Source organism: Streptomyces sp. So13.3, assembly GCF_005860785.2.
GTDB lineage: Bacteria > Actinomycetota > Actinomycetes > Streptomycetales > Streptomycetaceae > Actinacidiphila > Actinacidiphila fildesensis.
Map to the genome: position 1 here is coordinate 2514252 of NZ_CP048835.1, position 26914 is coordinate 2541165.

General features: G+C 68.7%; 26 protein-coding genes. 9 read left to right on the forward strand and 17 right to left on the reverse strand.

Annotated features, from left to right (window positions below; genetic code table 11):
- Positions 1-70 precede the first annotated feature (70 nt).
- Positions 71-718 (reverse strand): GNAT family N-acetyltransferase, encoded by a 648-nt coding sequence (locus C8250_RS11435; protein WP_138352673.1) that lies wholly within the window; start codon positions 716-718, stop codon positions 71-73.
- A gap of 186 nt (positions 719-904) precedes the next feature.
- Between C8250_RS11435 and C8250_RS11440 the strand changes: the two genes are divergently transcribed.
- Entirely contained in the window at positions 905-1696 is a 792-nt protein-coding gene (locus C8250_RS11440) for a class I SAM-dependent methyltransferase (RefSeq protein ID WP_187144809.1), read from the forward strand.
- 63 nt (positions 1697-1759) lie between these two features.
- Here the strand turns inward: C8250_RS11440 and C8250_RS11445 are convergent, their stop codons facing one another.
- The 4 genes from C8250_RS11445 to C8250_RS11460 form a co-directional block, all read right to left on the reverse strand.
- A complete protein-coding gene (locus C8250_RS11445; RefSeq protein ID WP_138352674.1) occupies positions 1760-2599 on the reverse strand; it encodes a MetQ/NlpA family ABC transporter substrate-binding protein in 840 nt (279 codons plus the stop codon).
- A 52-nt stretch (positions 2600-2651) separates the two neighbouring features.
- Positions 2652-3383: a methionine ABC transporter permease gene (locus C8250_RS11450; protein WP_138352675.1), complete on the reverse strand. Its 732-nt coding sequence runs from the start codon at positions 3381-3383 to the stop codon at positions 2652-2654.
- Positions 3380-4450 (reverse strand): ATP-binding cassette domain-containing protein, encoded by a 1071-nt coding sequence (locus C8250_RS11455; RefSeq protein ID WP_138352676.1) that lies wholly within the window; start codon positions 4448-4450, stop codon positions 3380-3382. The genes C8250_RS11450 and C8250_RS11455 overlap by 4 nt, the downstream gene beginning before the upstream one ends.
- Positions 4451-4734: 284 nt before the next feature.
- On the reverse strand, positions 4735-5379 hold the full coding sequence (locus C8250_RS11460; RefSeq protein WP_138352677.1) for an HAD-IA family hydrolase: 645 nt from the start codon (positions 5377-5379) through the stop codon (positions 4735-4737).
- An 81-nt stretch (positions 5380-5460) separates the two neighbouring features.
- Here C8250_RS11460 and C8250_RS11465 point away from each other — a divergent pair, with 81 nt between their 5' ends.
- The gene (locus tag C8250_RS11465) at positions 5461-5829 is read left to right on the forward strand and encodes a hypothetical protein (RefSeq protein ID WP_138352678.1); all 369 of its coding nucleotides are present in this window, start codon (positions 5461-5463) and stop codon (positions 5827-5829) included.
- The gene (locus tag C8250_RS11470) at positions 5822-6274 is read left to right on the forward strand and encodes a hypothetical protein (RefSeq protein ID WP_138352679.1); all 453 of its coding nucleotides are present in this window, start codon (positions 5822-5824) and stop codon (positions 6272-6274) included. The genes C8250_RS11465 and C8250_RS11470 overlap by 8 nt, the downstream gene beginning before the upstream one ends.
- A gap of 10 nt (positions 6275-6284) precedes the next feature.
- Here C8250_RS11470 and C8250_RS11475 read toward each other — a convergent pair whose 3' ends face one another.
- The 3 genes from C8250_RS11475 to C8250_RS11485 form a co-directional block, all read right to left on the reverse strand.
- Positions 6285-6791: a GNAT family N-acetyltransferase gene (locus C8250_RS11475; protein WP_138352680.1), complete on the reverse strand. Its 507-nt coding sequence runs from the start codon at positions 6789-6791 to the stop codon at positions 6285-6287.
- A 203-nt stretch (positions 6792-6994) separates the two neighbouring features.
- Positions 6995-7519, reverse strand: coding sequence for a sigma-70 family RNA polymerase sigma factor (locus tag C8250_RS11480; protein WP_138352681.1), 525 nt, complete (start codon positions 7517-7519; stop codon positions 6995-6997).
- Positions 7520-7608: 89 nt separating this feature from the next.
- Positions 7609-8775 (reverse strand): glycerophosphodiester phosphodiesterase, encoded by a 1167-nt coding sequence (locus tag C8250_RS11485; protein WP_138352682.1) that lies wholly within the window; start codon positions 8773-8775, stop codon positions 7609-7611.
- A gap of 267 nt (positions 8776-9042) precedes the next feature.
- Between C8250_RS11485 and C8250_RS11490 the strand changes: the two genes are divergently transcribed.
- Positions 9043-9711, forward strand: a complete 669-nt coding sequence (locus tag C8250_RS11490) for a lysophospholipid acyltransferase family protein (RefSeq protein ID WP_138352683.1) — start codon at positions 9043-9045, stop codon at positions 9709-9711.
- A 31-nt stretch (positions 9712-9742) separates the two neighbouring features.
- On the opposite strand, the gene C8250_RS11495 is transcribed toward C8250_RS11490, so the two are convergent.
- From C8250_RS11495 to argC, 8 genes are all read right to left on the reverse strand, one after another.
- Positions 9743-11299, reverse strand: coding sequence for an MFS transporter (locus C8250_RS11495; RefSeq protein ID WP_138352684.1), 1557 nt, complete (start codon positions 11297-11299; stop codon positions 9743-9745).
- The gene (locus tag C8250_RS11500; RefSeq protein ID WP_138352685.1) at positions 11296-11844 is read right to left on the reverse strand and encodes a TetR/AcrR family transcriptional regulator; all 549 of its coding nucleotides are present in this window, start codon (positions 11842-11844) and stop codon (positions 11296-11298) included. Before C8250_RS11500 ends, C8250_RS11495 begins: the two co-directional genes overlap by 4 nt.
- Positions 11845-11939: 95 nt before the next feature.
- Positions 11940-13364 (reverse strand): argininosuccinate lyase, encoded by a 1425-nt coding sequence (gene argH / locus C8250_RS11505; RefSeq protein ID WP_138352686.1) that lies wholly within the window; start codon positions 13362-13364, stop codon positions 11940-11942.
- 198 nt (positions 13365-13562) lie between these two features.
- Complete coding sequence (locus C8250_RS11510; protein WP_138352687.1) at positions 13563-14096, reverse strand: arginine repressor; 534 nt, start codon at positions 14094-14096, stop codon at positions 13563-13565.
- On the reverse strand, positions 14093-15295 hold the full coding sequence (locus C8250_RS11515) for an acetylornithine transaminase (RefSeq protein ID WP_138352688.1): 1203 nt from the start codon (positions 15293-15295) through the stop codon (positions 14093-14095). Before C8250_RS11515 ends, C8250_RS11510 begins: the two co-directional genes overlap by 4 nt.
- Complete coding sequence (argB, locus tag C8250_RS11520; protein ID WP_138352689.1) at positions 15292-16200, reverse strand: acetylglutamate kinase; 909 nt, start codon at positions 16198-16200, stop codon at positions 15292-15294. Before argB ends, C8250_RS11515 begins: the two co-directional genes overlap by 4 nt.
- Positions 16197-17348 carry a bifunctional glutamate N-acetyltransferase/amino-acid acetyltransferase ArgJ gene (gene argJ, locus C8250_RS11525; RefSeq protein WP_138352690.1) on the reverse strand — a complete coding sequence of 384 codons (1152 nt, stop codon included), beginning with the start codon at positions 17346-17348 and terminating at the stop codon, positions 16197-16199. Before argJ ends, argB begins: the two co-directional genes overlap by 4 nt.
- Positions 17345-18373: an N-acetyl-gamma-glutamyl-phosphate reductase gene (gene argC, locus C8250_RS11530; RefSeq protein WP_138352691.1), complete on the reverse strand. Its 1029-nt coding sequence runs from the start codon at positions 18371-18373 to the stop codon at positions 17345-17347. Before argC ends, argJ begins: the two co-directional genes overlap by 4 nt.
- A 353-nt stretch (positions 18374-18726) precedes the next feature.
- Between argC and C8250_RS11535 the strand changes: the two genes are divergently transcribed.
- From C8250_RS11535 to C8250_RS11555, 5 genes are all read left to right on the forward strand, one after another.
- A complete protein-coding gene (locus C8250_RS11535) occupies positions 18727-19404 on the forward strand; it encodes a TnsA-like heteromeric transposase endonuclease subunit (RefSeq protein WP_244809092.1) in 678 nt (225 codons plus the stop codon).
- Positions 19405-19823: 419 nt separating this feature from the next.
- Positions 19824-21689: a transposase gene (locus C8250_RS11540; protein ID WP_346268739.1), complete on the forward strand. Its 1866-nt coding sequence runs from the start codon at positions 19824-19826 to the stop codon at positions 21687-21689.
- Positions 21686-22969, forward strand: a complete 1284-nt coding sequence (locus C8250_RS11545) for a TniB family NTP-binding protein (RefSeq protein ID WP_138352694.1) — start codon at positions 21686-21688, stop codon at positions 22967-22969. Before C8250_RS11540 ends, C8250_RS11545 begins: the two co-directional genes overlap by 4 nt.
- Before the next feature lie 15 nt (positions 22970-22984).
- Positions 22985-24820, forward strand: coding sequence for a TniQ family protein (locus C8250_RS11550; RefSeq protein WP_138352695.1), 1836 nt, complete (start codon positions 22985-22987; stop codon positions 24818-24820).
- Between the two features lie 582 nt (positions 24821-25402).
- A complete protein-coding gene (locus C8250_RS11555) occupies positions 25403-25837 on the forward strand; it encodes a hypothetical protein (RefSeq protein WP_138352697.1) in 435 nt (144 codons plus the stop codon).
- Between the two features lie 110 nt (positions 25838-25947).
- On the opposite strand, the gene C8250_RS11560 is transcribed toward C8250_RS11555, so the two are convergent.
- Complete coding sequence (locus C8250_RS11560; RefSeq protein ID WP_138352698.1) at positions 25948-26688, reverse strand: hypothetical protein; 741 nt, start codon at positions 26686-26688, stop codon at positions 25948-25950.
- Positions 26689-26914: the final 226 nt, after the last annotated feature.

Genomic DNA, 26914 nt, shown 5'->3' on the forward strand with positions numbered 1-26914 from the left:
CCCGGGAAAGCACAGTACCCCGGGGCCCGATCTTGACCGGACGACGGCGCCGACGGCGCCTGCAGGGTCGTTACTCCCAGTCGGCGAAGGCCACGTACCCCTCGTCCCCCGAGCCCCGGCCGCGCGGTACGTCCAGGTCCTCCGGGAGCAGGCTCCACACGATCAGGTCGGTCCTCATCTCCGCCCACCGGCCGCCCGGGTCCTCCTCCGGCCGGCTGCGCACTATGCCGGCGTTGCGCAGCACGCCCTCGCTGATGCAGCCGATCTTCTGGGCGACCTGCTGGGAGGCGGTGTTGTCGGCGGCGATCCGCAGTTCGAGGCGCTCGAACTTCTGGTCGTCGAAGAGCCACTGGGTGACGGCGAGCACCGACTCGGAGGCGTATCCCTCGCCGCGCGCCCAGGGGGCGGTCATGTAGCCGATCTCACTGCTGCGGATGCGCCAGTCGGTGTTCTGCAGATGGACGGTGCCGACCAGCCGCTGGGTGAGGAACTCGGTGACGGCGAAGACGATGCCGCGGCCCTCGGTGCGTTCCGCGGGGGCGATCCGGGTGGCGAAGGCGCGGGCGTCGTCCTCGGTGTACGGCTGGGCGACGGACGTCCAGGCGGTGACCAGCTCATCGTTCATCATCTCCGCGAGGGCGGGGATGTCGGCTTCCTCGTAGGGGCGCAGCACCAGCCGCTCCGTACTGATGGAGATGTCCGGAAAGGTGGAGGTCATTCGCTGCTCCGTAACCAGGGCATGTGTGGAGAGCACAGCATGCAGCATCGGCCGCGACATTCGCAGAGCGGGCTCGCAGAACGGTTCACGGGAGGGGTGATCCGTGAACGCCCTTCCAGGGTAGGCCGTATGACGGCCGGGGCGGGTATCGGCTGCCGCCGTCCGACCCTGCTAGCGTCTGGCCGCGTGACGTTGCACCACGCAGCAGGAGTCGGATCCCAGCGGGCCGCGGGTTTGTACGAGCGCTCCCGCCCCTCGTACCCCATGGCCGCGCTCGCCGCGCTGGCGGACGCCCTGCCGCTGCAGGCGGGGCGGACGGCGGTCGATCTCGGGGCGGGCACGGGCAAGTTCACCCGGCTGCTGGCGCTGACCGGGGCCGAGGTGCTGGCCGTGGAGCCGGTGCCGGAGATGCGCGAACGGCTGGCCGCGCTGCTGCCCGGCGTGGTGGTGACGGCGGGCACGGCGGAGGCGACGGGGCTGCCGGACGGCTGCGCGGACGCGGTGGTGGCGGCGCAGTCCTGGCACTGGTTCCAGGAGACGGACGCGCTCGACGAGGTGGAGCGGCTGCTGCGGCCGGGCGGCGCGCTCGCCCTGGTGTGGAACACGTACGACACCTCGGTGCCGTGGGTGCGCGACTTCCAGGACATCTTCTTCCGGCTGGCGCCGCGCGATCTGCCGAGCCCGCCGCTGGCCTCCGGCATCGGGGATCCCGACAACCGGTGGCGCAGGTCCTTCGAGGGACGGCCGGGCTGGGGCCGGGTGCACGAGCGGCACTGGCCCAACCCGCATTCGACGACCGTCGAGGACGTCGTCGAGCGGATGATGTCGTCCAGCCACATCGCGGTGCTGGACGCGGCCGAGCAGGAGCGGGTGCGGGCCGATCTGGAGTCGCTGCTCGGCGCGCACGAGCCGACCCGGCGCGGCGGCGACATCGAGATGCCGTACATGACGGACGTGTACTGGGTGCGGCGCCGGTAACGGGCCACGACGCACCGCACCCCGGCCGCCTGGTCGGGCGGCCGGGGTGCGGAGGCGCGGATGTCAGGCGGCGGGCTTGCCGAACGCCGGGACGACCGAGCCGTGGTACTTGGTCTCGATGAACTTCTTGACCTCAGGGGAGTTGAGCAGCTTGACGAGCTTCACGACCCGCGGGTCGTTCTGCTTGCCGTCCTTGACCGCCAGGAAGTTGGCGTAGGGGTTGCCCTCGGCCTTCTCCAGGGCGAGCGTGCCCTTGGCCGGGTCGAGCTTGGCACCGAGCGCCACATTGCCGTTGATGACGGCGGCGGCCACGTCGGGCAGCTGGCTGGGCAGCAGCTCCGCCTTCGCGTCCTTGAACTTCAGGCCCTTGCTGTCGGCGATGTCCTGCAGGCTGGCGTTGGCGCCGACGCCGGGCTTGAGCGTGATCAGGCCCTTGGAGGCGATCAGCTGCAGCGCGCGGCCCTGGTTGGTCGTGTCGCTGGGCACGGCGATGGTGTCGCCGGCCTTGATCTCGGCGAGCGTCTTCGCCTTGCCCGGGTAGAGGCCGAGCGGTTCGAGCTCGACGTTCACGACCGGGACGATGTGCGTCTTGTTCTTGGCGTTGAAGTCGTCGAGGTACGGCTTGTGCTGGAAGAAGTTGGCGCCGACCTCGCCGTTCTCGGTGGCGGTGTTCGGTATGACGTAGTCGTCGAACTCCTTCACCTCCAGCTTCAGTCCGGCCTTCTCCGCCAGGTTGTCCTTGACGAACTTCAGGATGTCGGCGTGCGGCACGGGGCTCGCGGCGACGACCAGCGCGTCGTTCTCGCCGTCCTTCTGGGTCGGGTTGGAGGCGCAGGCGCTCAGGCCCAGAGCGAGGGCTCCGGCGGCCAGCACAGCAGTGGTGATCCTGGTGGTGTTACGCACGAAAAGTGCCTCTTTCTCAGTGGATGGTACGAGCCGGAGGAAGCCCGGCGGGTCAGGAGGTCTCAGTGGTCTCCGCGACGCGGGCGGCGCGCAGCAGGCGGAGTCCGGGGGCGCCGGAGGTCCGGGCGCCGCGGCGGGCCAGCGCCCGGGCGGTCAGGTCGCCGGCCAGTTGGACGACGGTGACCAGCGCGATCAGCAGCACGATCGTGGCGATCATGACCTTGTTCTCGAACCGCTGGTAGCCGTAGGTCCACGCGAGGTTGCCCAGGCCGCCGGCGGAGATCGTGCCGGCCATGGCCGAGTAGCCGACGAGGGCGATCACGGTGGTGGTGAGGCCGGAGACCAGCGACGGCAGCGACTCGGGCAGCAGCGCCTTGACGACCACGGTGCGGGTGTTGCCGCCCATCGCGTGGACCGCCTCGACGAGCCCGGGGTCGACCTCGCGGATCGAGGTCTCCACGAGCCGCGCGAAGAACGGGATCGCACCGACGGACAGCATGACGACGGCGGCGTTGAGCCCGAACGCGGCGCCGACGAGCCAGCGCGTGAACGGGATCAGCGCGACCATCAGGATGATGAACGGCAGCGACCGCGTGATGTTCACGACGACGCCGATGACCTTGTTCAGCACCACGTTCTGCAGCAGGCCGCCCCGGCTGGTGAGAACCAGGAGCACGCCGAGCGGCAGGCCGATCGCGGCCGTGATCACGGTGGACCAGCCCACCATGTAGAGGGTTTCCCAACAGGCCGTCGTGAGCAGCGGCTGTATTTCGGCCCAGGTCATTTCACGGTCTCCTTCACGCGTGCGGCGGCGGTCCGTGCCACCTCGACCTGGATGCCCTGCTCGCGCAGGAAGCCGATCGGTACGACGTTGTCCTCGAAAGGACCGGGCAGTTCGATCCGCATCCGGCCGATCTGCCGGCCGGAGATGGTCTCCATGGCCGCGCCCAGGATCGACACGTCCACGTTGTAGGTGCGCGCCAGCTGGGAGATGACCGGCTCGGTCGCGCTCTCGCCGTGGAAGGTGAGGTCGATGACCGTGCGGTCCGGTCCTGACGGCTCACCGCCGACCGGGAACAGCTCGTGCGCGAGCTCGGAGCCCGGGGTGGCGAGCAGCTCGGCGACGGTGCCGGACTCCACGACCCTGCCGTTCTTCATCAGCGCGGCCGAATCGCAGATCGCCTTGACGACGTCCATCTCGTGCGTGATGAGCAGAACGGTCAGCCCCAGCTGCTGGTTGAGGTCGCGCAGCAGCTGGAGGATGGAGCGGGTGGTCTCCGGGTCGAGCGCCGAGGTGGCCTCGTCGGAGAGCAGCACCTTGGGGTCGCCGGCCAGCGCGCGGGCGATGCCGACGCGCTGCTTCTGACCGCCGGACAGCTGCGCGGGGTAGGCGCGGGCCTTGTCGGCGAGACCGACCAGGTCCAGGAGTTCGAGGGCCTTGCGGGAGCGCTCCTTGCCGGAGATGCCGAGGATCTCCAGCGGCAGCTCGACGTTGCCCTGCACGGTGCGCGAGGCCAGCAGGTTGAAGTGCTGGAAGACCATGCCGATGCCGCTGCGGGCGGCGCGCAGCGCGGCTCCCGCCCGGTCGGTCCGGCCGCCGAGCGCGGTCAGGTCCTGCCCGGCGACCTCGACGGTGCCGGAGGTGGGGCGCTCGAGGAGGTTGACGCAGCGGATGAGGGTCGACTTGCCGGCGCCGCTCTGTCCGACGACGCCGTAGACCTCGCCCTCGCGGACGTGCAGATCGACGCCGTCCAGGGCGGTGATCTCGCGGTCACGCGAGGGGTAGACCTTTCTCAGGTCCGTGGTGGTGATCACAGGGGTATCCGTCACTGTCGAGTGCGCGGCAGACATAGCACCGCACAGGGGGCATTCTTCTCGGATCGCGGCACGGATCGGCCCGTCAGGGGCCAAGCGGGGATCAGCGGCAGGAAGAGGAAGTCGCTGGAACCACGGAATGTCGTGACGCGGGGCTGAGCCCTCGGCTAGTCACACATTCGACACATACAACGAACACCGGGCGTGGTCGCCTCGGTCGCGCGGCAGCGGCTGTTCGTCGTGGTCATGAGATCCAGTAAAGCAGACCTGCCGGTCGCGTCCCGCATTCCGGGCAGGCCGTTCACTATGCGGACAGCCGCTCATCCAGCGGTGGTGATCTCCAGGCCCGCGTCCGTGACCTGCACCGATACCGCGGACAGGTCCCGGACCACCACGTCGGCGGCCAACTCCTCGACGGCATGGGTTGTGGCCAAGGCCACGGTCCGCATCCCGGCGGCGCGGCCCGCGGTGAGACCGGCGGGAGCGTCCTCGAAGACGGTGCAGTCCTCCGGGCGCACCCCCAGCTTCCGGGCCGCCAGCAGGAAGGGCTCCGGGTCCGGCTTGCCGTTCGTCACGTCGTCGGCGCTGATCAGCAGGGGCGGATCGATCGCGGCGGCGGCGAGCCGGGCGGCGCCCAGCCGGCCGGTGGCGGAGGTGACGACCGCCCAGCGGCCGGCCGGCAGCGAGCCGAGCAGCGCGAGGGTGCCGGGCAGGACGACCACGCCGTCCGCGTCGGCCAGCTCCAGCTCCTCGATCCGGCGCACCGCCGCCGCGACCCGCTCCTCGGGCAGCAGGTCCCGGATGATGGCCACCGCGGTCCTGCCGTGCAGCTGCACCGCCGCGAACGCCTCGGCCGTCACCCGCTCCTCCCGCGCCCACCGGCTCCAGCAGCGGACCACCGAGTCCATGGAGGAGACGAGCGTCCCGTCGTTGTCGAACAGCAGCGCCTGCGTGGTGATCTTCATATCCGGCCACCCTACGCCGGGCGCGGAGGGCTCCTGGATCCCGCTGGGCCCGGCCCTTTTGACCCGTAATAGAGTCGCGGCATGCTCGACGCAGTCACCATCACGGTCTCGGTCGCGGCGCTGCTGCTCGCGGCGTGGTGCGGCTTCGCCGCCTTCCACGACCAGCCGACCAAGGACTGGCACTTCATCGGCATGGCCGTGGTCACGGTGCTCGCGCTGGTTCAGCTGGTGATCGCCCTGGTGAAGCTCTCGCGCGGCGAGAAGCCGGACCAGGGCACGTTGATCTTCGTCTCCTACCTGGTCGGCGCCGCCTGCACGATCCCGGCGGCCGCCTTCATGTCGCTGACCGAACGCACCCGCTGGGGATCGGCGATCGTCGCCGCGGGCGGAGTGATCCTCGCCGTGCTCGAAGTACGGCTTTTCGACATCTGGGGAGGCGGCAGTGTCTGAGCCCGCACACGAGGCATCCGGGGCGCCGGCCGCGAACGAAGCCGGGGCCGGGCGGATCGGCCGGGGTCCCGGGCGGCTGCTGCTCTCGCTCTACGGGGTGTTCACCGTCGCGGCGGTGTCGCGCTCGCTGGTGCAGATGATCACGAAGTTCCATGACGCGCCGCTGGCGTACGTGCTGTCGGCGGTCGCCGGGCTCGTCTACGCGGTGATCACCGTCGCGCTCCGGCGCGGTGGCGAGGCGGCCCGCAGGGTGGCGCTGGTGTGCTGCTCGGCCGAACTGGCCGGCGTGCTCGCGGTCGGCACCTTCACCCTCGTCGACCCGTCCGCGTTCCCCGACGCGACCGTGTGGTCGGACTTCGGGATCGGCTATCTCTTCCTGCCGCTGCTGCTGCCCGTCGCCGGGCTGTTGTGGCTGCGCAGGTCGGCGCGGCCACAACAGCCGTAACGGAAACCGTTCAGGCGCTGGCGGCGAACGTCGCCGTCGGGGCGTCCTTCTCCATGGTGACCAGGCTCAGCCGCCGGGTGACCGGCTCGGCGTCGCCCACCTGCTCGTACCCCAGCTTGCGGTACAGCCGCAGGTTCAGGTCGCTGCGGTGCCCGGTGTACAGCCGGTACCGCTTCGCCTCGCTCTCGGCGGACAGCCGCTCCTCGACGGCGTGCAGCAGCCGGCCGCCGAGACCGTGCCGCTGCATACGGGGATGGACGATCAACTTGGCGATCCGGGCGGTGCCGTCGACGTCGACGACCCCGCGTACCGAGCCGACGACCTCGTCGCCGAGCCGGGCGACCAGGACGCACCCCTGAGCCAGCTCGGCGCGCAGCGCCTCGAAGGTCTGGGTGAGCGGTTCTATGGTGTAGTCGCCGTAGAGCTCCGCCTCGCTCTGATAGCAGAGGTACTGGAGTTTGAGGATCTTCTCGGCGTCGTCTGGATCCGCCGTAGAGATGGTCACGCTCATGCCCATGTGCGCAGGCCTCCCCTTCGAGTCCGCCCGGGCTGATGAGGGTGTGATGCGCGCCCGGGACGTGTGCCTGACCGGAGTTGGTACGGGTGTGCGCCGTCTCCGTGGCGCCGATGATCGCACAAACGCCCCGGCGCGGTAGATGCCTCGCAATACCCGCATCCGGCCACGTTCGAACGCGCAAGGAACGCCTTGTCGCCGACTGTTTACCGTGCCTTACCCCGTCTTACCGGGGATGCAACCCCGGATTTCAGGATCGAGCGCAGGCAGCCGAGACAGCGTGAGCGCAAAGGGCCGATACTGCCCTGTGAGATTCCCAACTCCCGGGAGATTTCCTGGTATGTGGGGTCGGAACGGGACATCAGTGCACCAACCACCTGCGGGCAGCGTCCCGGCAGCCGCCGCACGGCGGCGTGCACGGCCGCTCGCTGCTCGGCGCCGAGCACCTGTTCCTCGACGGACGGCCCGCGGTCGGCCGCCGGGTCGCGGCCCGGGGTGTACGGCAGCTCACGGCGGACCCGGCGGGCGGCCTCGCGCACCTCGCGCCGTACCGCGGCCCGGAGCCAGCGGGCGGGATCGGCCGGCGGAACGGCCAGTTCGAGCATCCTCAGCCACACCGCCTGTTCGAGGTCGGCGGCCTCGATGCCGCCGGCCACCTCTTCGGCGGCCGCCTCCGCGGCGACCAGCGGGCGCAGCCGGGTCAGTTCGTCCTCACGCAGCGACATCGTCATGATCGCCGGGACGACGCGGCCGCGCCCGGCGGTTGCCGGACGCGGCCGTCTTCACCCGTCAGAGTGGATCATCCGCCCGAAGGGCCGCATCAGGACTTCAGGAAGTCCTGGCGGGCGAGGAGCGCGGTGTCGGCGTTGTCGGAGAAGATCCCGTCGATGCCCTGCTCGAAGTACTTCCTGAACGCGCCGAAGGCGTCGCCGTAGGCGTTCGGGTCGGTGCCCCTGCGGAAGTCGGCGGGCAGGAAGGCGTTCTCGTTGCGCATCGTGTACGGGTGCAGGATCAGCCCGGCGGCGTGCGCGTCGCGCACCAGCGTGGTCGGCGTGCCGAGCTTCCCGGCCGCGTCGACAGGGATGATCAGGGTGAGCGTCGGCCCGATGCCCTGCGCGAAGTGCGCGGTCCACTGCAGGCCGGCGGGGGTGATGAGGTCGTCGACGGTGCGCGGGTCGCCCGCTTCGACGAAGTCCCACGGGCGGCTGCCGAGGCCGGAGAGCAGGAAGATCTTGGGGGCCGCGACACCGAGCGCGCCCAGCCGCTGCAGGCTGCCCGACTCGAAGGACTCCAGGAACTGCGGGGAGTTCTTCCGGTCACGGCCGTAGCGGCGCAGCAGCCTGGCCAGCCGCTCCTCCAGGCCGAGGCCGAGCTTGCGGAAGTACGTGGGGTGCTTGGTCTCGGTGTGCAGCCACACCGGACGGCCCCGCTTGCGGCCCTGCTCCTCGGCCCACTGGAGCACCTCCTCGAAGGTGGGGATCTCCCAGCGGCCGTCGTAGAGGGTGTTGCGCTGCCGGTTGGCGGGCAGCCGTTCCACGGCGCGCAGCGTCTTCAGCTCGGCGAGCGTGAAGTCCTCGGTGAACCAGCCGGTCATGGCGGTGCCGTCGATGGTCTTGGTGGTCCTACGGCTCGCGAACTCGGGGTGCTTCGAGACGTCCGTGGTGCCGCCGATCTCGGGCTCGTGCCGGCAGACCAGATGGCCGTCCTTGGTGGGCACGAGGTCCTGCTCGATGACGTCCGCGCCGATGTCCAGGGCGTACTGGTAGGAGCCGAAGGTGTGCTCGGGGCGGTAGCCGCTGGAGCCGCGGTGCCCGATGACGGTCGGCACCGGCAGCTTGGGCGAGCCGTGTCCGCCGCGGTTGGCCGCGGTGTCCGCGGCGGCCGCCGTCCCCGGCAGGGCGAACACCGCGCCGCCGGCGCCCAGGGCCGCCGCCGCGCCGAGGACGGCCCGGCGGGCCGGTCCTGATCCCTGCTGGTCGTGCGTCATGAGCTCTCCCCTGTCTCCGGTGACTGCGGCCGAACGCCTGTGCGGCACCTGCCGGTCGACCCGCGCATCGTAGGCGCGTACATCTTTCGTACGAGCCACGACAGGCGAAACATGCGCGGAACGTACGTCAACACTGCGTAGCAAGTGTGTGAACCCGGCGTGCGCTGACCAGGCGAACGGAAGTATCGTCCTCATCTATAGGGGGTGTGCGCCAGTGGGCGTGCGCCCCTGGTCTGCGATCCACCGATCCCCTGCCCGGAGGGCCCGTTGTTCCGTTTCCTGATCAATGCGCTGCTCGTACCGCTCCTCCGCGTGCTGTACCGCCCGCGTGTCGAGGGAATGGAGAACATCCCCGCGACCGGACCCGTCATCCTGGCGGGCAACCACCTCGCCTTCTCGGACTCACCGTTCATGACCCTGGTGGCCCCGCGCCCGGTCTTCTTCCTCGGCAAGGACGAGTACGTGACCGGCCGCGGCATCAAGGGCCGCGCGAAGGCCGCGTTCTTCACCACCGTCGGCATGATCCCGGTGGACCGGGACGGCGCCCGCGGCGGCGCGGCGGCGCTGATGACGGGCCGCCGGGTGCTGGAGGACGGCCAGATCTTCGGCATCCACCCGGAGGGCACCCGCTCCCCCGACGGCCGGCTGTACCGGGGCCGTACGGGTGTCGCCCGGCTCGCCCTGATGACCGGCGCGGTCGTCGTGCCCTGCGCGCTGATCGGCACCGAGCGCGTCCAGCCGGCCGGCAAGAAGCTGCCGCGCATCCACCGGGTGACCATCCGCTTCGGCGCGCCCCTCGACTTCTCCCGCTACGAGGGCATGGACCGTGACCGCTATGTGCTGCGGGCCATCACCGACGAGGTGATGAGCGACGTCATGCGGCTGTCGGGCCAGGAGTACGTCGACATGTACGCGACCAAGGCCAAGGCCGCCTGACCCACGGCGCCGAGGCGCCCCGCTCCGCCCCTCAGTGATGGGCGGAGCGGGCCGTTGCCAGCTTGGTGTGGCGCAGCATCCGCCAGGCCCACACCGACGCCCCGATCAGCACCACCGCGCCGACCAGGGCGGCGATGCGCAGCCCGTCGGTGAACGAGGCCTGCGCCGCCGTGAGCAGGGTGTTCCCGCTCTCGCCGGGCAGCGTGCCCGCCACCTCGACGGCCCCCGCCAGGGAGTCCTTGGCCTGCGCGGCGCTGCCCGCCGGCAGTCCGGCGGGCAGCGTCAGGTTGGAGTAGACGCCGGTGACGATGGAGCCGAGCAGCGCGATGCCGAGGGCGGCGCCGAGTTCGTAGGCCGTCTCGGACACCGCGGCCGAGGCGCCGGCCTCCTCCTCGGGGACGCTGGAGAGGATCACGTCGGCGGTGACGGTGAACGAGAAGCCGGCGCCCACACCGACGATCAGCAGCACGGCGAAGAGCAGCGGGTAGCCCGTCTCCGGGGTGAGCCCGAACAGTCCGGCCAGCGCCAGACCGCTGGCGCCCAGACCGCCCGCGACGACCAGCCGCACGGAGAACCGGCGGGCGGCCATGCCCGCGCAGAGCCCGGCCCCCACGGCGCCGACCATGGCCGGAAGTTCGGCAAGACCCGCCTCCAGCGGCGAGCGCCCCTGCACCATCTGCAGGAACTGTGACAGGAAGAAGATCAGCCCGGACAGGCCCAGCACGGTCAGCAGATCGGCCAGCACCGAGGCGGAGAAGCCCCGGTTGCGGAACAGATGCATGTCCAGCAGCGGTGCGGGCAGCGTGTACTGCCGCCGGACGAAGGCATAGAGGCAGGCCAGTCCCACCGCGCCCGCGGCGAAGGCGGCGGGCTTCGCGCCGTGCGCCGCGATCTCCTTGATGCCGTACACGACACCGAACATGCCGACGAGCGACAGCGCGACGCTGACCAGGTCCCAGGGACCCGGGTCGGGATTCTTCGACTCCGGCAGCAGTTTGTAGCCGACGACCACCAGGACCACCATGACCGGCAGGTTGATCAGGAAGACCGAGCCCCACCAGAAGTGCTCCAGCAGGATGCCGCCGACGACCGGTCCCACGGCGGCGCCGGCCGTCGAGGCCGCGCCCCACACACCGATCGCGAAGCTGCGCTCCCGCGGGTCGGTGAAGAGGTTGCGGATCAACGCGAGGGTGGACGGCATGAGGGTGGCGCCGGCCACGCCCATCAGGGCGCGGGCGAGGATGAGCATCTCCGGGGTGTGCGCGTAAGCGGCCAGCACCGACAGCCCGCCGAACGCGGCGGAGCCGATGAGCAGCAGCTTCTTGCGGCCGACGCGGTCACCGAGGCTGCCCATTGAGACCAGCAGCCCGGCGATGACGAAGGAGTAGATGTCGCCGATCCACAGCACCTGCGTCGAGGACGGCTCCAGGTCCTCGGTCAGGAACGGCATCGCCAGCCCGAGCACCGTCGCGTCGACGGCGACGAGCAGCAGCGCCAGTGTGAGGATGCCGAGCGCGAGCCAGCGGGAGGGGTGCGGGGGCGTCGGGGGCACGGGGGCGGTGGGCTTGTGCAGGGCGTCGCGGGTCATGACGCGCTCCGCAGCATCCCGCCGAGCATCAGCTCGGAGACCATACGGGCGGAATCGTTCCGTGCCATACGTCCATCCTGGACGCACCAGGCCGAGGCCGCGATCAGGGCGTACAGCGCCTCGCCCAGCCAGGTCGGTGTCAGGTCGTACCGGAACAGCCCCTGTTCCTGGCCGCGCCGGAACAGCGCGCTGACCCGCTCGTCCACCCTCGCCCAGCCCTCGTTGACCTCCGGCAGGTCGTACAGCTGGTTCTCGCCGTAGAGGAAGGCCAGGAAACCGGAGACGGGCATGGCCTCGTCGATCAGCCGGCGGACCGCTTCGACCGGGTCGCCCTCCTCTATGCGGGCGGCGTCCAGCCGCTCGTCCATCTGCGCGATCCCGAGCAGGCCGAGGGCCCGGACGAGGGCGTCGCGGCCGGGGAAGTGCCGGTGGAGGGTGGCGCGGCTGATTCCGGCCGCCTTGGCGATCTCGTCCATGGACGCGGTGGCCCGGCGGCTCAGCAGGGCCGCGGCGTCGCGCAGCACCTGTTCACGATCGAAACTCATGAGACAAATATAGCGCGCATGAGACACGGATGTCTCACATTAAATCCGCAGAACGGCAGAGGCCGGGCCGTCACGGCCCGGCGCTCCGCCCGGTGTCAGCGTTCGGCCAGCGCCCAGGCCAGCTGTACGGCCACGTCCTGCTTGACCTCGGCCAGCTGCTCGGCCACCCGGACCGGCGCCGTGCCGCCCCGCCCGTCGCGGGAGGCGAGCGCGCCCTTGACGTTGAGGACGGTGCGGACCTCGGGCGTCAGATGGGGTGAGATCTTGGCGAACTGTTCGTCCGTCAGCTCGTCCAGCTCGATGCCGCCGGCCTCGCAGACCTTGACGCACTCCCCCGCGACCTCGTGCGCGACCCGGAACGGAACGCCCTGCTTGACCAGCCATTCGGCGATGTCGGTGGCGAGGGAGAAGCCGGCCGGTGCCAGTTCCTCCATCCGCGCGGCATTGACCGTGAGGGTGGCCATCATCCCGGTGAAGGCGGGCAGCAGGACCTCGAGGGTGTCGCAGGAGTCGAAGACCGGCTCCTTGTCCTCCTGCAGATCGCGGTTGTACGCGAGCGGCAGGGCCTTCAGCGTCGCCAGCAGACCGGTCAGATTGCCGATGAGCCGGCCCGACTTGCCGCGCGCCAGCTCGGCGATGTCCGGGTTCTTCTTCTGCGGCATGATCGACGAGCCGGTGGAGAAGGCGTCGTGGAGGGCGACGAAGGAGAACTCCTTCGTGTTCCAGATGATGATCTCCTCGGCGATCCTCGACAGGTCGATCCCGATCATCGCGGTGATGAACGCGAACTCCGCGACGAAGTCGCGCGAGGCCGTGCCGTCGATGGAGTTGGCGACCGAACCGCGCTCGAAGCCGAGTTCGGCGGCGACCGCCACCGGGTCGAGGCCGAGCGAGGAGCCCGCGAGCGCGCCGGAGCCGTACGGCGAGACGGCTGTCCGGTCGTCCCACTGCCGCAGCCGCTCGGCGTCCCGGCTCAGCGCCTGCACATGCGCCAGGACGTGGTGGGCGAAGAGCACCGGCTGGGCGTGCTGCAGATGCGTACGTCCCGGCATGGCGACGTCCGCGTGCGTCTCGGCGAGACCGACCAGCGCCTCCTGCAGCTCGGCGATCAGCCCGCCGATGATCCGCGCGTGGTCGCGCAGGTACATCCGGAAGAGGGTGGCGATCTGGTCGTTGCGGGACCGGCCGGCCCGCAGCTTGCCGCCCAGGTCCGGGCCGATCCGCTCCAGCAGACCGCGCTCCAGCGCGGTGTGCACGTCCTCGTCGGCGATGGTGCCGGTGATGGTGCCCGCCTCGACATCCACCGCCAGCTGGTCGAGCCCGGCCAGCATCCGCCCCAGCTCGTCATCGGTGAGCAGCCCGGCCTTGTGCAGGGCGCGGGCGTGGGCGCGGGAGCCGGCGATGTCGTAAGGGGCCAGCCGCCAGTCGAAGTGGACCGACGCCGAAAGCTTGGCCAGGGCCTCCGCCGGGCCGTCCGCGAACCGGCCGCCCCAGAGCCTGACATCGCCGTTGCTGCTCACCGCTGCTCCTCGAAAGTGTCGCGTGGACCGTCGCCTGGTGACGACCGCACTGACTGGCATAAGTATGCATTGCACTGCATGATTCGTCAAAAAGGCCTTCCGGCGCGTTCCGGCGCCCCGGGAACGCCGAAGGGCCCCCGGGAACGGGGGCCCTTCCAGACGGCTTCGGCGACACGATCCGGGTCGTACGGCGCCGGCTCAGTTCTGCCGGTGGTCGCCCGCCGCCAGCCGGAGGAGGTGGTCGGCCAGCGCCTGGCCGCCCGCCGCGTCGCGGCTGATCAGCATGAGGGTGTCGTCGCCCGCGATGGTGCCCAGGATGTCGTGCACCTCGGCCTGGTCGATCGCGGAGGCCAGGAACTGGGCCGCGCCCGGCGGGGTGCGCAGCACGACCAGGTTGGCGGACGCCTCCGCCGAGATGAGCAGCTCGCCGGCGAGCCGGGCCATCCGCTCCTCCTTGACCGACTCCCCCAACGGCGCCTGCGGGGTGCGGAAGCCGCCCTCGGACGGCACCGCGTAGATCAGCTCGCCGCCGGAGTTGCGGATCTTGACCGCGCCCAGCTCGTCCAGGTCCCGCGAGAGCGTCGCCTGCGTAACGCTCAGCCCGTCGTCGGAGAGCATCTTCGCCAGCTGGCTCTGCGACCGCACCGGCTGCCGGTTGAGGATGTCCACGATCCGCCGGTGGCGTGCGGTGCGGGTCTGCGGTACGGCCTGGCCGTGCTGCGCCTCGGTCATCGTCGCCCTTCTCCGGATCGTTGGTCCCTGTGTACCGCGTCGAGGACGGCGGGCAGCGCCTGGAGGAACACCTCCACCTCGTCGTCACCGAGGATCAGCGGAGGAGCGAGCCGTACCGTGTCGGGCACAGCGGCGTTCACCAGGAGTCCGGCGTCCTGAGCCGCCTGCTGCACCTGCGGTGCGAGCGGCTCCGTGAGAACGATACCCAGCAGGAGCCCCGCACCGCGCACATGATCGACCAGCGGGTGCCCGAGCGCCTCGATCCCGTGCCGCAGCCGGTCGCCCTGCCGCTTGACGTTGTCGAGGATCCCGTCGGCCGCGATGGTGTCCAGTACGGCGAGCGCGGCGGCGCAGGAGACCGGGTTCCCGCCGAAGGTGGTGCCGTGCTGACCCGGCGTCAGCAGGTCGGCAGCGGTGCCGAAGGCGATCGTGGCCCCGATCGGCAGACCGCCGCCGAGCCCCTTGGCGAGGGTGACGACATCGGGCTCGACGCCGTGCGCCTGGTGCTCGAACCAGTGGCCAGTCCGGCCGATGCCGGTCTGTACCTCGTCCAGGACCAGCAGGGTGCCGGTGGCGGAGGTGATCTCCCGCGCCGCCTTCAGATAGCCGGCGGGCGGCACGACGACGCCGTTCTCCCCCTGGATGGGCTCGATGACCACCAGCGCGGTGTCGGTGGTGACGGCGGCGCGCAGTGCGTCCGCGTCCCCGAACGGCACATGGGTGACATCACCGGGCAGCGGGTGGAACGCCTCCTGCTTCTTCGGCTGGCCGGTGAGCGCGAGGGCGCCCATCGTCCGGCCGTGGAAGGCGCCGGAGGTGGCGACCATGTGAGTGCGGCCGGTCAGCCGGCCGATCTTGAAAGCGGCTTCCACCGCCTCCGCACCGGAGTTGGAGAAGAAGACCCGGCCTGCCCGGCCGAAGAGTTCCAGCAGCCGTTCCGCGACCGCCACCGGGGGCTCGGCGATGAAGAGGTTCGACACATGGCCGAGCGTGCCGATCTGCTCGGAGACCGCCCGGACCACGGCCGGGTGGCCGGTGCCGAGGGAGTTGACCGCGATACCGCCGACGAAGTCGAGATAGACCTTCCCGTCGGCGTCCCAGAACTTCGCGCCCTCGCCGCGGACCAGCGGGACGCGCGGCGTCCCGTAGTTGTCCATCAGCGAGCCCTGCCACCGCCGCGTCAGTTCCTCGTTGCTCATGACCCGTCCCCCTGCGCGTCCGGCACGATCATCGTGCCGATGCCGTCGTCCGTGAATACTTCGAGGAGCATCGAGTGGGGCACCCGGCCGTCGATGATCCGTGCGCTGCCGACGCCGTGCCGCACCGCGTGCAGACAGCCTTCCATCTTGGGCACCATGCCGCTGGCCAGCGAGGGCAGCAGCTTCTCCAGCTCGCTCGCGGTGAGCTGGCTGATCACGTCCTCGCTGGACGGCCAGTCGGCGTACAGCCCCTCGACGTCGGTGAGGACCACGAGCACCTCGGCGTCCAGCGCCGAGGCGAGCGCGGCGGCGGCGGTGTCCGCGTTGATGTTGTAGACATGGCCGTCCTCGCCGCGGGCGATGGACGAGACGACCGGGATCCGGCCGTCGTCCAGCAGCGCCTGGATGGCGCCCGGGTCGACATGGGTGATCTCGCCGACGAAGCCGATGTCCACCTGCTCCCCGTCGACGACCGCGTGCCGCTTGACGGCGGTCATGGTGTGCGCGTCCTCGCCGGTCATCCCGACGGCGAACGGGCCGTGCTCGTTGAGCAGTCCGACCAGCTGCCGCTGGACCTGTCCGGCGAGCACCATCCGGACGACGTCCATCGTCTCGGGGGTGGTCACCCGCAGTCCCGCGGTGAAGGACGACGTGATGCCGAGCCGGTCGAGCTGCGCGCTGATCTGCGGGCCGCCGCCGTGCACGACGACGGGCCTGAGGCCGGCATGCCGCAGGAAGACGACGTCCTGGGCGAAGGCCGCCTTCAGCTCCTCGTCGACCATGGCGTTGCCGCCGAACTTGATGACGACGGTCTTGCCGTTGAAGCGGGTGAGCCACGGCAGCGCCTCGATGAGGATGCGGGCCTTGGGGAGCGCGGTGTGGTTGCGCGCGGTGGGGTTGGTCATGAGCTGTACGCGCTGTTCTCGTGCACGTAGTCCGCCGTCAGGTCGTTGGTCCAGATGGTGGCGGCGGCGCTGCCCGCGCTGAGGTCGGCGGTGATGACGACCTCGCGGTACCGCATGTCGACCAGGTCGCGGTCCTCGCCGACCGAGCCGTCCTTGCAGACCCAGACGCCGTTGATGGCCACGTTCAACCGGTTCGGCTCGAAGGCGGCGGCGGTCGTGCCGATCGCGGACAGCACCCGGCCCCAGTTGGGGTCCTCGCCGTGGATTGCGCACTTGAGGAGGTTGTTGCGGGCGATGGAGCGGCCCACCTCGACGGCGTCGTCCTCGGTCGCGGCGTTGATCACCTCGACCTTGATGTCCTTGGACGCGCCCTCGGCGTCACCGATCAGCTGACGGGCCAGGTCGGCGCACACCTGCTCGACGGCGGCGGCGAAGTCGTCGTAGGCGGGGACGGTGCCGGAGGCGCCGGAGGCGAGCAGCAGCACGGTGTCGTTGGTCGACATGCAGCCGTCGGAGTCGGCCCGGTCGAAGGTGGTGCGGGTGGCGGCGCGCAGCGCGGTGTCGAGGGTGCCGGCGTCCAGGTCGGCATCCGTCGTGAGCACGACCAGCATGGTGGCCAGTCCCGGTGCGAGCATGCCCGCGCCCTTGGCCATCCCGCCGACGGTCCAGCCGTCCTTCTCGACGACGGCCGTCTTGTGCACCGAGTCGGTGGTCTTGATCGCGATGGCGGCCTTCTCGCCGCCGTGCGCGGAGAGTTCGGCCGCCGCCTTGGTGATGCCGGGCAGCAGCTTGTCCATCGGCAGCCGCAGCCCGATCAGACCGGTCGAGGCGACCGCGATCTCGCCCGCGTTCTGTCCGAGGACCTCCGCGGCCCGCTCGGCGGTCGCGTGCGTGTCCTGGAAGCCGAGCGGTCCCGTGCAGGCGTTCGCGCCACCGGAGTTGAGGACGACGGCGGACACCAGCCCGCCCTTGACGACCTGCTCGGACCAGACGACGGGCGCGGCCTTCACACGGTTGGAGGTGAAGACACCCGCGGCGGCCAGGCGCGGCCCGTTGTTGACCACGAGGGCCAGGTCGGGGTTGCCGCTGTCCTTGATCCCGGCGGCGATCCCCGCGGCCGTGAATCCCTGTGCTGCCGTGACGCTCACGGTGCCACTCCTGTCGTGGAAAGTCCCATGTCCTCGGGAAGTCCGAGGGCCACGTTCATGCTCTGTACCGCGCCGCCCGCGGTGCCCTTCGTCAGGTTGTCGATCGCGCTGATGGCGATGATGCGGCCGGCCGCCTCGTCGTACGCGACCTGCAGCTGTACGGCGTTGGAGCCGAGCACCGCGCCGGTCGACGGCCACTGCCCCTCGGGCAGCAGGTACACGAACGGCTCGTCCGCGAAGGCCTTCTCGTACACGGCGCGGACCGCTTCGGCGGTGACTCCCGCCTTCGCCCGCGCACTGCAGGTGGCGAGGATGCCGCGCGGCATGGGTACGAGGGTCGGGGTGAACGAGACGCCGACCGGCTCCCCGGCCACGGCCGACAGGTTCTGGATCATCTCGGGGGTGTGCCGGTGCACGCCCCCGACGCCGTACGGGGTGACGGATCCCATGATCTCGCTGCCGAGCAGGTGCGGCTTGAGGGCCTTGCCCGCGCCGGACGTGCCGGAAGCGGCGACGATCACGGCCTCGGGCTCGGCGAGCCCGGCCGCGTACGCCGGGAAGAGCGCCAGCGAGACGCTGGTCGGGAAGCAGCCGGGCACCGCGATGCGCTTCGAGCCCTGCAGCGCGACCCGCGCCCCGGGCAGCTCGGGCAGCCCGTACGGCCAGGTCCCGGCGTGCGGGGAGCCGTAGAACTTCTCCCAGTCCGCGGCATCGCTCAGCCGGAAGTCGGCACCGCAGTCGACGATCAGCACACCGTCGCCGAGCTGTTCGGCGACCGCCGCGGACTGCCCGTGCGGCAGCGCGAGAAAGACCACGTCGTGCCCGGCCAGCACCTCGGCCGACGTCGGCTCCAGTACGCGTCCGGCCAGCGGCAGCAGATGCGGCTGCAGTGCGCCCAGTCGCTGTCCCGCATTGGAGTTGCCGGTGAGCGCACCGATCTCGATCTCCGGGTGCCCGAGGAGCAGCCGCAGGATCTCACCTCCCGCGTAACCACTCGCCCCTGCCACCGCTGCCCGCAAAGCCATCGAACCCTCCTCGTCGATGGCATGACTATACGGTCCACCGAAGCTTTATGCAAAGATCTCGGCCGAGGGCCGGCTCACCGGTTGCGACGGAGAATTTTAGTTGGCACATGGAGCAAGCTAGTTGGCAAATCTTGGTCCCGTCACGCTGCGTTGCGGGCAGTACCGGCGAAACGCCTCCGTTGCCGGTCGAGTAGTGCTTCTCTGGATGAGTGGGCGAGGCAGCGCTAGCGAAGATCCCGTCGAATTCATGTCAGCTGGACCACCTTGCCATGGCGTACGACGGGGACGCCGGACTGCGGGATCGGCTGCGGCTCGGGGACGACTGGCCGCGTCGGTGGAGTTCGACGTGGCAGGTGGGCGCCGACGAGGTCTGCTGGCCTGTCCGAGATATGGCTCACGTACCGGTGATGTCGTCCCGACCTATGCGGGGGTTCACGTGGCGGGCGAAGCAGCGGCACCGCCCCGGCCTGGAGGCGATGGCGTCAGCGGGCGGGAAGCATGGCTTCGAGTTGCTGAAGGAAGTGAGCCTGCTGGTCGCGCTGGACTTCTTGAGGGCATCGGAGGTTCTGTCGCAGCCGTTCCGGCTGGACTTCGAGCATGCGGGCGGGCATTCCTGGCACATCCCGGACTTCCTGGCCGTGATCGGCGGTGGAATGTGGTTGCTGGACGTCCGCCCGATGGAGCTGATCAAGGAAGAGGACGCGCTGAAGTTCGCGGCGGCCAGGGAAGTGGCGGCTGCCTGCGGCTGGCGGTACTCGGTGGTCGCGGGCTGGCAACCGCATGTCTGGAGCGTCCTTGACCACCTGTCCTCGCGCCGACGGCCGGCGAGGGACCTTCTCGGCATGCGCGAGCAACTGCTCACCGCTATCAGCGGGCAGCCGGGGCAGGCGATGACGTTCTCCGACCTCGCGAAGGCGACTAGCGTGCCTTCCGTGGGCCGGGCGAACATCGTCCGGTTGCTCTGGCACCGCGAGCTCGGCGTTGACCTGGGCAGTCCCTTGCGCCACAGCTCACTGATCTGGGCGGTGTGATGGCAGCGAGGGGGTTCTTGCAGATCGCCCCGGGTAGGCGGGTTGCGCTCAATGGCGTCGAGTGGACGGTTGACGACGTCCACGGCCAACTCGGCCGGCTCGTCCTCGTGGATGACAACGGCCGCGCGGAGACCCGCTCGTTCCGTTGGCTCATCAACCATGCTGACCTGCGGCTTCTTCCGGCAGTCGAGTCAGGGCGCCCGCCGCCGGTCGCCCGGCAGCCGAGGACCCTGGCCGACCTGACCAAGGACCAGTTAGAGCGGGCCCGACTGCGGGCGGCGCACGTGCTGGAAGCCGAGACGGGGTTCCGGGAGGGCCACCCGGCTCGGGCCCTGCCGGGTGAGCCTAGGCCGGCCTACGACCCGGACCGCACGACGTTGACTCAGCGTCGGTACACGAAGGCTGCGGAGATAGAGGCGATGCCCCGTCCCGAGGCGGTCCGGTGCGGTCTGCAGCACCTCAGCTACCGGACGCTGGTACGTCTGTCGGGACTGGCGGGCGACAGTCTCCTGCTGGCCTGCGCGGACGGGCGCTGGACACGGCGACGCAGCGGGCACCGCACCATCACGAAGGAGGTCCGGGAGGCGATCTTCGCAGTAAAGGCCGAGTGCGCCCCACGCGCCCGCCTGAGCCAGGGTGCCAAGCACCGGTTGATGCACCAGTACATGCGTGAGCGGTTCCCGACGTTTCCCACTGAGAAGATCCCTTCCCGCTGGACGCTCGCGGCCGTCTGGAAGGAGTGGTTCGGGCCCGGCGGAGCCCGGCCGCGTTACGGGCGGACGGCGGAGGCGGCCGCGGAGGCCGGGGTCTCCGGCCGGATGGTGGTCCACCGGCCAGGCCAGGTTCTGGTGCTGGACTCGACCCCGATGCCGGTGAAGCTGCGCGAGACCGTGTTTGGCGACGCGATCACCGCGACGCTGACCCTCGCACTCGATCTCTACACGCACGGGCTGCCGGCCTTCCGGCTTACGCTCCAGTCCGACACCTCGGTCGACATCGCGATGCTGCTGCGGGACGTGATGCTGCCGCTTCCGATGCGGGACGGCTGGGACGAGGACATGGAATGGCCCTACGCAGGGGTGCCGGCCGAGGTGATCGCCGAGTTCACCGGGCACCGGGTGGCCGCTCTGCCGTTCTTCGCCCCGGAGACGGTCACCACCGACCACGGCGGCCCCTACAAGAATCACGACCTGGTGGAAGCCGAGACGGAGATCGGCTGCCGGATCCTGCCTGCTCGCGTCCTGCGGCAGACCGACAAGTTCGCGGTCGAGCGCCAGTTCCTCACCATCCAGACCATGCTTTTCGAGCACCTGTTGGGATTCACCGGCGGTGACGTCGCGGACCGCGGGGCCGACCCGGAACGCGATGCGAGCCTCACTCTCGCGCAAGCCGAGCACATCATCGCGACCTGGATCGTCCAGATCTGGCAGAACCGTAAACTAGGCGAATACGCCCCGAGTTGGGCGCCGGGTGAAGACCACAGCCCCAACACCCTGTTCGCTGCCGCGATGGAACAGGGCGGCTTCGACCTGGACTTCCCCGAACCGAGCTTCTACTACAAGGTCCTGCGCAAGCACCACGTGAAGATCCATCCCCGTCGCGGGGTGAAGATCCTCGGGCTCTGGTATCACCACCCGGTCTTCGACGAGACGCGCTTCCAGCAGCCTTCCGCCCGGGGCGGCAAACGAACGGGCAAGTGGGTGGTCCGCAGTGACCGGAGGGACCGCCGGCAGGTGTTCTTCCAGGACCCTGCCGACCACGAGACCTGGCACATCCTGCGCTGGAGAGGACTGCCGCCCGAAGGTGAGATCCCTGCATTCTCGGACAAGACCGCCGACGCACTGCTGACACACGTGAGGGCGAACAAGATCAGGATCCATTCCGAGAGCGAACTCCTGGAACATCTGCTCGGGATCCTCGGCTCGGTCACCCCAGTTGACCAATGGCCCAGCCAGGCCAAGAAGAAGGCCGGAAAGAAGCAGCGCGTCGCCCAGGCCCGCGAGATCACCCGCGCACAGGCTGCGGCCGCTGACCGCCCCGCCGCACCCGTCGTCGCGGATGAGCCAGCTCCGGCTGGGATGCCCGCGACCTGGGCCGATCACGCCCGCACGATTGACCACGCGGTCGATGCCGACCGCCGTCGACGACGCGAAGAAGCCCTCGCCGACGTCAAGCCCGTGGCCCCGGCAACGCTGCACGAGGCCCTGAACCGGCGTCCCATGTTCCGGCTTCCGCCCCCCGACGACTCGGAAGCCGATACACCTGTCCAGGAGGACGACACGTGACCCGAGCCCTCTCTCACGATGGTCCCCTGGACGGCCTGCCTTCACGAGCCAGGATCGCCGAGCTGATCCTGGGCAGCCGCCCGCCCCTGGACACCTACGCCGGCTGGCAGCACTACCGCACCCACTACGACCTACTCGTCCCCGCTGCGGCGATCTCGCCGCAGCAGTGGTCGATGCTCCCTGCGAGCCGTCAGTACGACTACGACCTCTACAGGGAGCTGACGAATGCGAACCTCCCGCTGCAGGACACCCCCATGCACGACAAGGTCTGCAAGCTGATCCGGCGCCGGTTGAGCGGCAACACGAGGAAGAAGAACGACCCGACCCGCGCCGGCGTCATGATCAGCGGTTGGGGCAACTACGGCAAGACCGCGTCCGTCTGCTCAGCCGGGGCCGTCTTCGAAAAGCAGTGGCTGGAACTGCACGGCCACCTCAACCCCCAGGCTCTGCCGGGCACCCGTGATCTCCACGCACCGGTCGTCTATGTCTCGACCCCGGTGACAGCAACCCCGAAAAGCCTTTGCACATCGCTCTTAGGCTTCTTCCGGGCCCCGGCCCGCAAGTCGGCCACGCTGCCGGAACTGGTACGGCAGGTCGCCGACTCCCTTTATGACCATGGCGTCAAGGCGCTGATTCTGGACGACATCAGCCGGCTGCGGATGCACAGAGCCGACGACCAGGACGTCCTCGACCTGATGCGGGCCTTTATGAGCCTGGACGTCACTCTGATCCTGACCGGCGTCAACATCTCCGGCATCGGGCTGCTGCGTGAGGCCAAGTGGAACAAGAAGACCCTGCAATGGGAGATGCCACCGCTGGAGTCGACCCGCATCCACGGTTTGGAGGTCACCCAGACGGAACACCGCTTCGAGCTCATCGAGATCGACCGGTTCCGCTACATCACCCCGGCACAGATCGGGGCATTCGTCGATCACCTGGAGGGCATCGAGCAGCACCTGCGGCTGATGAACTCGAAGGCGGGCATGCTGACCGGTGGCTCCATGCCCGAGTACTTGATGCGTCGCACCGGCGGTGTCATCGGCCTGCTGGGACGCCTGCTCGAAGACGGCGCCCAGGAAGCCATGTGGTCCGGGAAGGAAATGATCGACGAGAGCCTGCTGGACGAGATCGTGCTCCGGCGGGACGAGCCCGAGCAGCCGCCGGACGAGCCCGTGATCCCGGCCAGCCCGCAGACCGCCGTCAAGAAGACCACGCGGGTAAAACGCCCCCGGAATACCGTTTTCGATGACCCTGGCCCAACTGCCCGCGCGGGTGCCTGACGGATGGAGCCCGTTATGCATCCTCTGCCTCGGAGCCTAGAAACCTTATCCGGAGAGTCCCTGGCCAGCTACCTCCTTCGACTTGGGTACCGTCTCGGCCTTTCGCCTCTGCACTTGATCCGCGCGGCAGGCTGGACCAAGCGAGGCAACCCCAATCACTTCCCAGGCAGTCTGCTGCTGGACCTTCCCAAGCGCCAGGCCGAAGCATTCGCCCAGCTCACAGGGCAAACGACCAGAGAAGTCTCCGCTCTGACGCTGGCGCAGTGGCGGGTCCGCTATCCACCGATCGCCCGCTCCATGCCCGCCCCGGGGCGCTTGGTGAGACCAGACGCATGGCTCTACGTCGGCTCGCCCCGCTTCTGCCCCTCCTGCCTGGCGGGCGACGGCACGGCGGCCCAGCAACTGCACGGCGGGCCATGGCTCAAGCTCTGGCACTTGCCCGTCGTCTTCGCCTGCACCGAGCATCGGATCTATCTGGAAGCCAAATGCCTCCACTGCGGTCAGCCGCACGACACGCAAGGACTCCTGGTCCAACGCGCCAACGACCATACGCTGCATCCAGCGCAGTGCCGGTGGACAGTCGACGCTCAGACACCCAGGAGGAAGTCTCTCGCCTGCGCCGGCAGACTCGACCACCGCACCGCCCCTGCGTGTGACCAGCCACAACCGACTGCGGACATCCTCCGCTTCCAGAAATCCATCCGTGGCCGCCTAAAATCGCCCACTCCCACAACAGACGCGTCCGAGTACTTCACAGATCTCCGACTGGCTACCGCGCTGATCCGCACGACATGGCCTCATGGCCGGGACCTCCTGGATGCCGACACCGCTGAGCGAATCGACTCCGACTCACAGAGACTAGAGCTCGGTCCGCGCGGAAGGCACAACCAACAACTCCGTGACACGCCGCCGCGCGACCCCGCTGTCTGCGGAGCTCTGCTGATGGCCGCAGACCGCCTACTTTCCAGAGGCGACCTGCCTGACCTCATGTCGGAGATCACGTGCGCCGCCTTCGGCAGCCCTTCCAGCCAAACACCATGGGCGGTTCTCTACGACAAGCACAAGAACGACTGCTCCGAGCGACTCCGACAGGTAGCTGAGCCCGTGACCCAGGCGTTCCCCCGAGTCAACGGCCGCGGGGGCACACGAGCACCCCTCCGAACCGGCTACCAAGCCGAGCACATTCCGGCATTCCTGGAGCCGGACTGGTATCAGCGCTACCTTGCCAGCTGCGCGGGCTCAGAATCGACGACCGTGCGCAGAGCCGCCGCCGTCCGACTCGTCCAGTGGGCCATGGGTGGAGCCTACGACGACGCTGCGGAGTTTCTCGGGATCACGCCCGTCCAGACACACCTTCTCACCGGACGCCAGTCTCGGCGATCGGTGCGTACAGGCTGCAACCCTCTCGAGCTCGACAGAGCCCTCCGCGCACTTGCCTCAGAATTGCAATCACCACGTCAACTACCAGTTGACTACCGGCGCAGACGGCAAGCACTCCACGAATGGGTACTCAGCATCGACACCTGGAATGACCTGGTCAGCAAACTTCCACCCACGCTGCTCCGATTCCGCACCCTGACCGACGACCGTAAGCGTCAGGACGCCTCAGTGTTCATCTGGACGTTGGTCACGCGAGGCGAGCACCTGTTTGCCCCGCGCCCACTCGAAGCCGCTCAACCTGACGGGATCCGGCAGCAGTGGGCCGGGCGGCGGAACACCGCGTGGTTCCAGTTCTCTCGTCCCGATCCGCTGGGTCACTACGCGGACCTGCGCCACATTCTCGCCAAGTACGCGCAGCGACTTGAGCGGGACATCGACTCAGGCCTATCCCCCGAGAAAGAGTCTGGATAGATCACGCACAGTGCGAGCCCATGCGCATAGGGCGCTCACGAGAACCTGGACGGCCGCAGGCCCCTCACTCACCGCCACGCACCTGTCACCGAAGGCAGCCAAATTCCGTCGAAAGTCATGAAGTCCGGCGTGTGGGGCAATGGCCTGGACCGGCTGCTCACCGGTCTGCGTACACCCCTGGTGAAGGGCGGGCGTTGCTGGCCCTTCCTCCCGCCGACTGACGCTGAACTCGTGCGCACGGAGCTGGACCCGCTGATGCGTCCGTACGGCGAACGCGCGAGGGTACTGCTGGGAACCGGGGGCGCTGGTGTGCGTGAAACCTAAGTCCGGTGGGGGGACGCATGTCATTCCAGACGCAGCGACGCCATGCCACGTTCCGGCGGACGATTGGAACCCGTAGCCGAGTGGACCGGCGCCTTCGAGCGGCCGAAGAACGACACGTAGCAGCACAACGGAACCTGTTCAACCGTAGCTCCAGGCCAAAATCGCTCTACCGCGCGAGTACGTCGCCGTCGACATCAAACAGATGCAGCCTCTTGAATCCTCTTCTGCGCAACGCTCGGAACATCTACCATCCCTCATATGCGAGCCTTTATCGCCTGCATCAAGGCGACACGACGATCAAATTGGGATATTTGCAAGAATAACGACATTTGGGGCGTTCCGGGGGCTAGTAATAACGCCAAGAAGGCGGCCGGGATGGTTCAGGCCGGTGACGTGGTATTTATCTGGTTCGCAAATGGATCGTCGAGAGACGGCGGTCTAAGGGCAAAGATCCAGGCAAGTGCGGCGGCGAGCGTTGCCAGCGAGGCACCATGGCCTGACGCAGATAGATACTCCCATACCTTCCCGATGAAAGTCGTGCGCGATCTGGGAATTTGTGTACCTGATCGCTTCCCCGGAAATAAGGCGAGTGAAGTCTTTAGAGTTAAAAATATCTGGCTAAATTGGGGGTTTTGGCACATCCAGGACGAAGGCGTGGTGGAAAACCTGGAGCAGTGCTTCCCAGAAGGCTGAGTAGACCTCAGACCGGCGATTACGGTCTCCTCCACCGTTCGCTAAAAGGTCGGCTGGGCCTCATTTACCCTCATTCCCCCGGGCGGACGATGTGCGGGGCCGCCTGCTGGTCACAGCCCCTCTAAGGCCTCCTCCTTTCCCGGAAGCAAATACTCGCCTTCAGCGAATCGAGCTCCCGACAAGAACTCCAACATTTCTTCGTCGAGCAAGGAAGCATTCTTCTCAAGAACCAACTTAATTGCGCTCTTCAATTCCGGAGAGAGATCGCCATCTTCGATGCGGGCATTAGATATCATTACCTTCTGAGCTGCCGCGAATTCTTCGGCTACTAGAGCCGCAATAAGGCGCTCCCAAAATTCTGCGCTACTCATGCTGAGTGTAGGCTCCTCGACCGCAGCGTCCAATTCTTTGGAAGAATCCGCAGGTGGAGTTGCAGTCGGAACAGCCAGTTCGGTAGTGCCGGCTTGGCCGCGAGCCTCTATAATTGCAGACAGAAGGCTCCTGGTAATCCCGCTCAATTTACGCATTACAGCTGGAGCGACGACCTCCCTGAAAACGGGGACAACAAATTCCCTTACGACTACCTCGAGCGCTTCCGCTATCGCGTCTGCTAGCGCTTGTTGGGTCGGCGAGAGCTCCCGCACGTCCGCGTTTCTTAGACAATCCGTTTTATACGCGTGATCTCTAAGAAGTGCGCCCACGTCAGCCGGAAATGATTCGGTGGGCCCTAAGAGCTTATTGGTGCCGTCTTCACGCAGGAGGTCGCGCTCAATGCCGAGGGAATCTTTGGAGCCCGAAAGATGCGTTCCTTCTGGAATTCGAACAAAGCGAAGGTGCCACTCGTGATTCATGCGACTCCTGTACTCCTAGGTCTCAGGCAGAAAATACACAACTCGCGCGTAATTGGCCTCACAGCACATCCAAGGGCGTGCACGCGCTACTGCTCGGCGAGCGCGGTCAGTTCATCGGGAGCCATGACGGAAGGGTACTTGCGACCACTGACAACGCCCTTGTTCCCGTGGCTGGGATCCCCGGCAGACGTGCCAGAACTGTGCCAGGTTGTGCAGAGAGCCACGT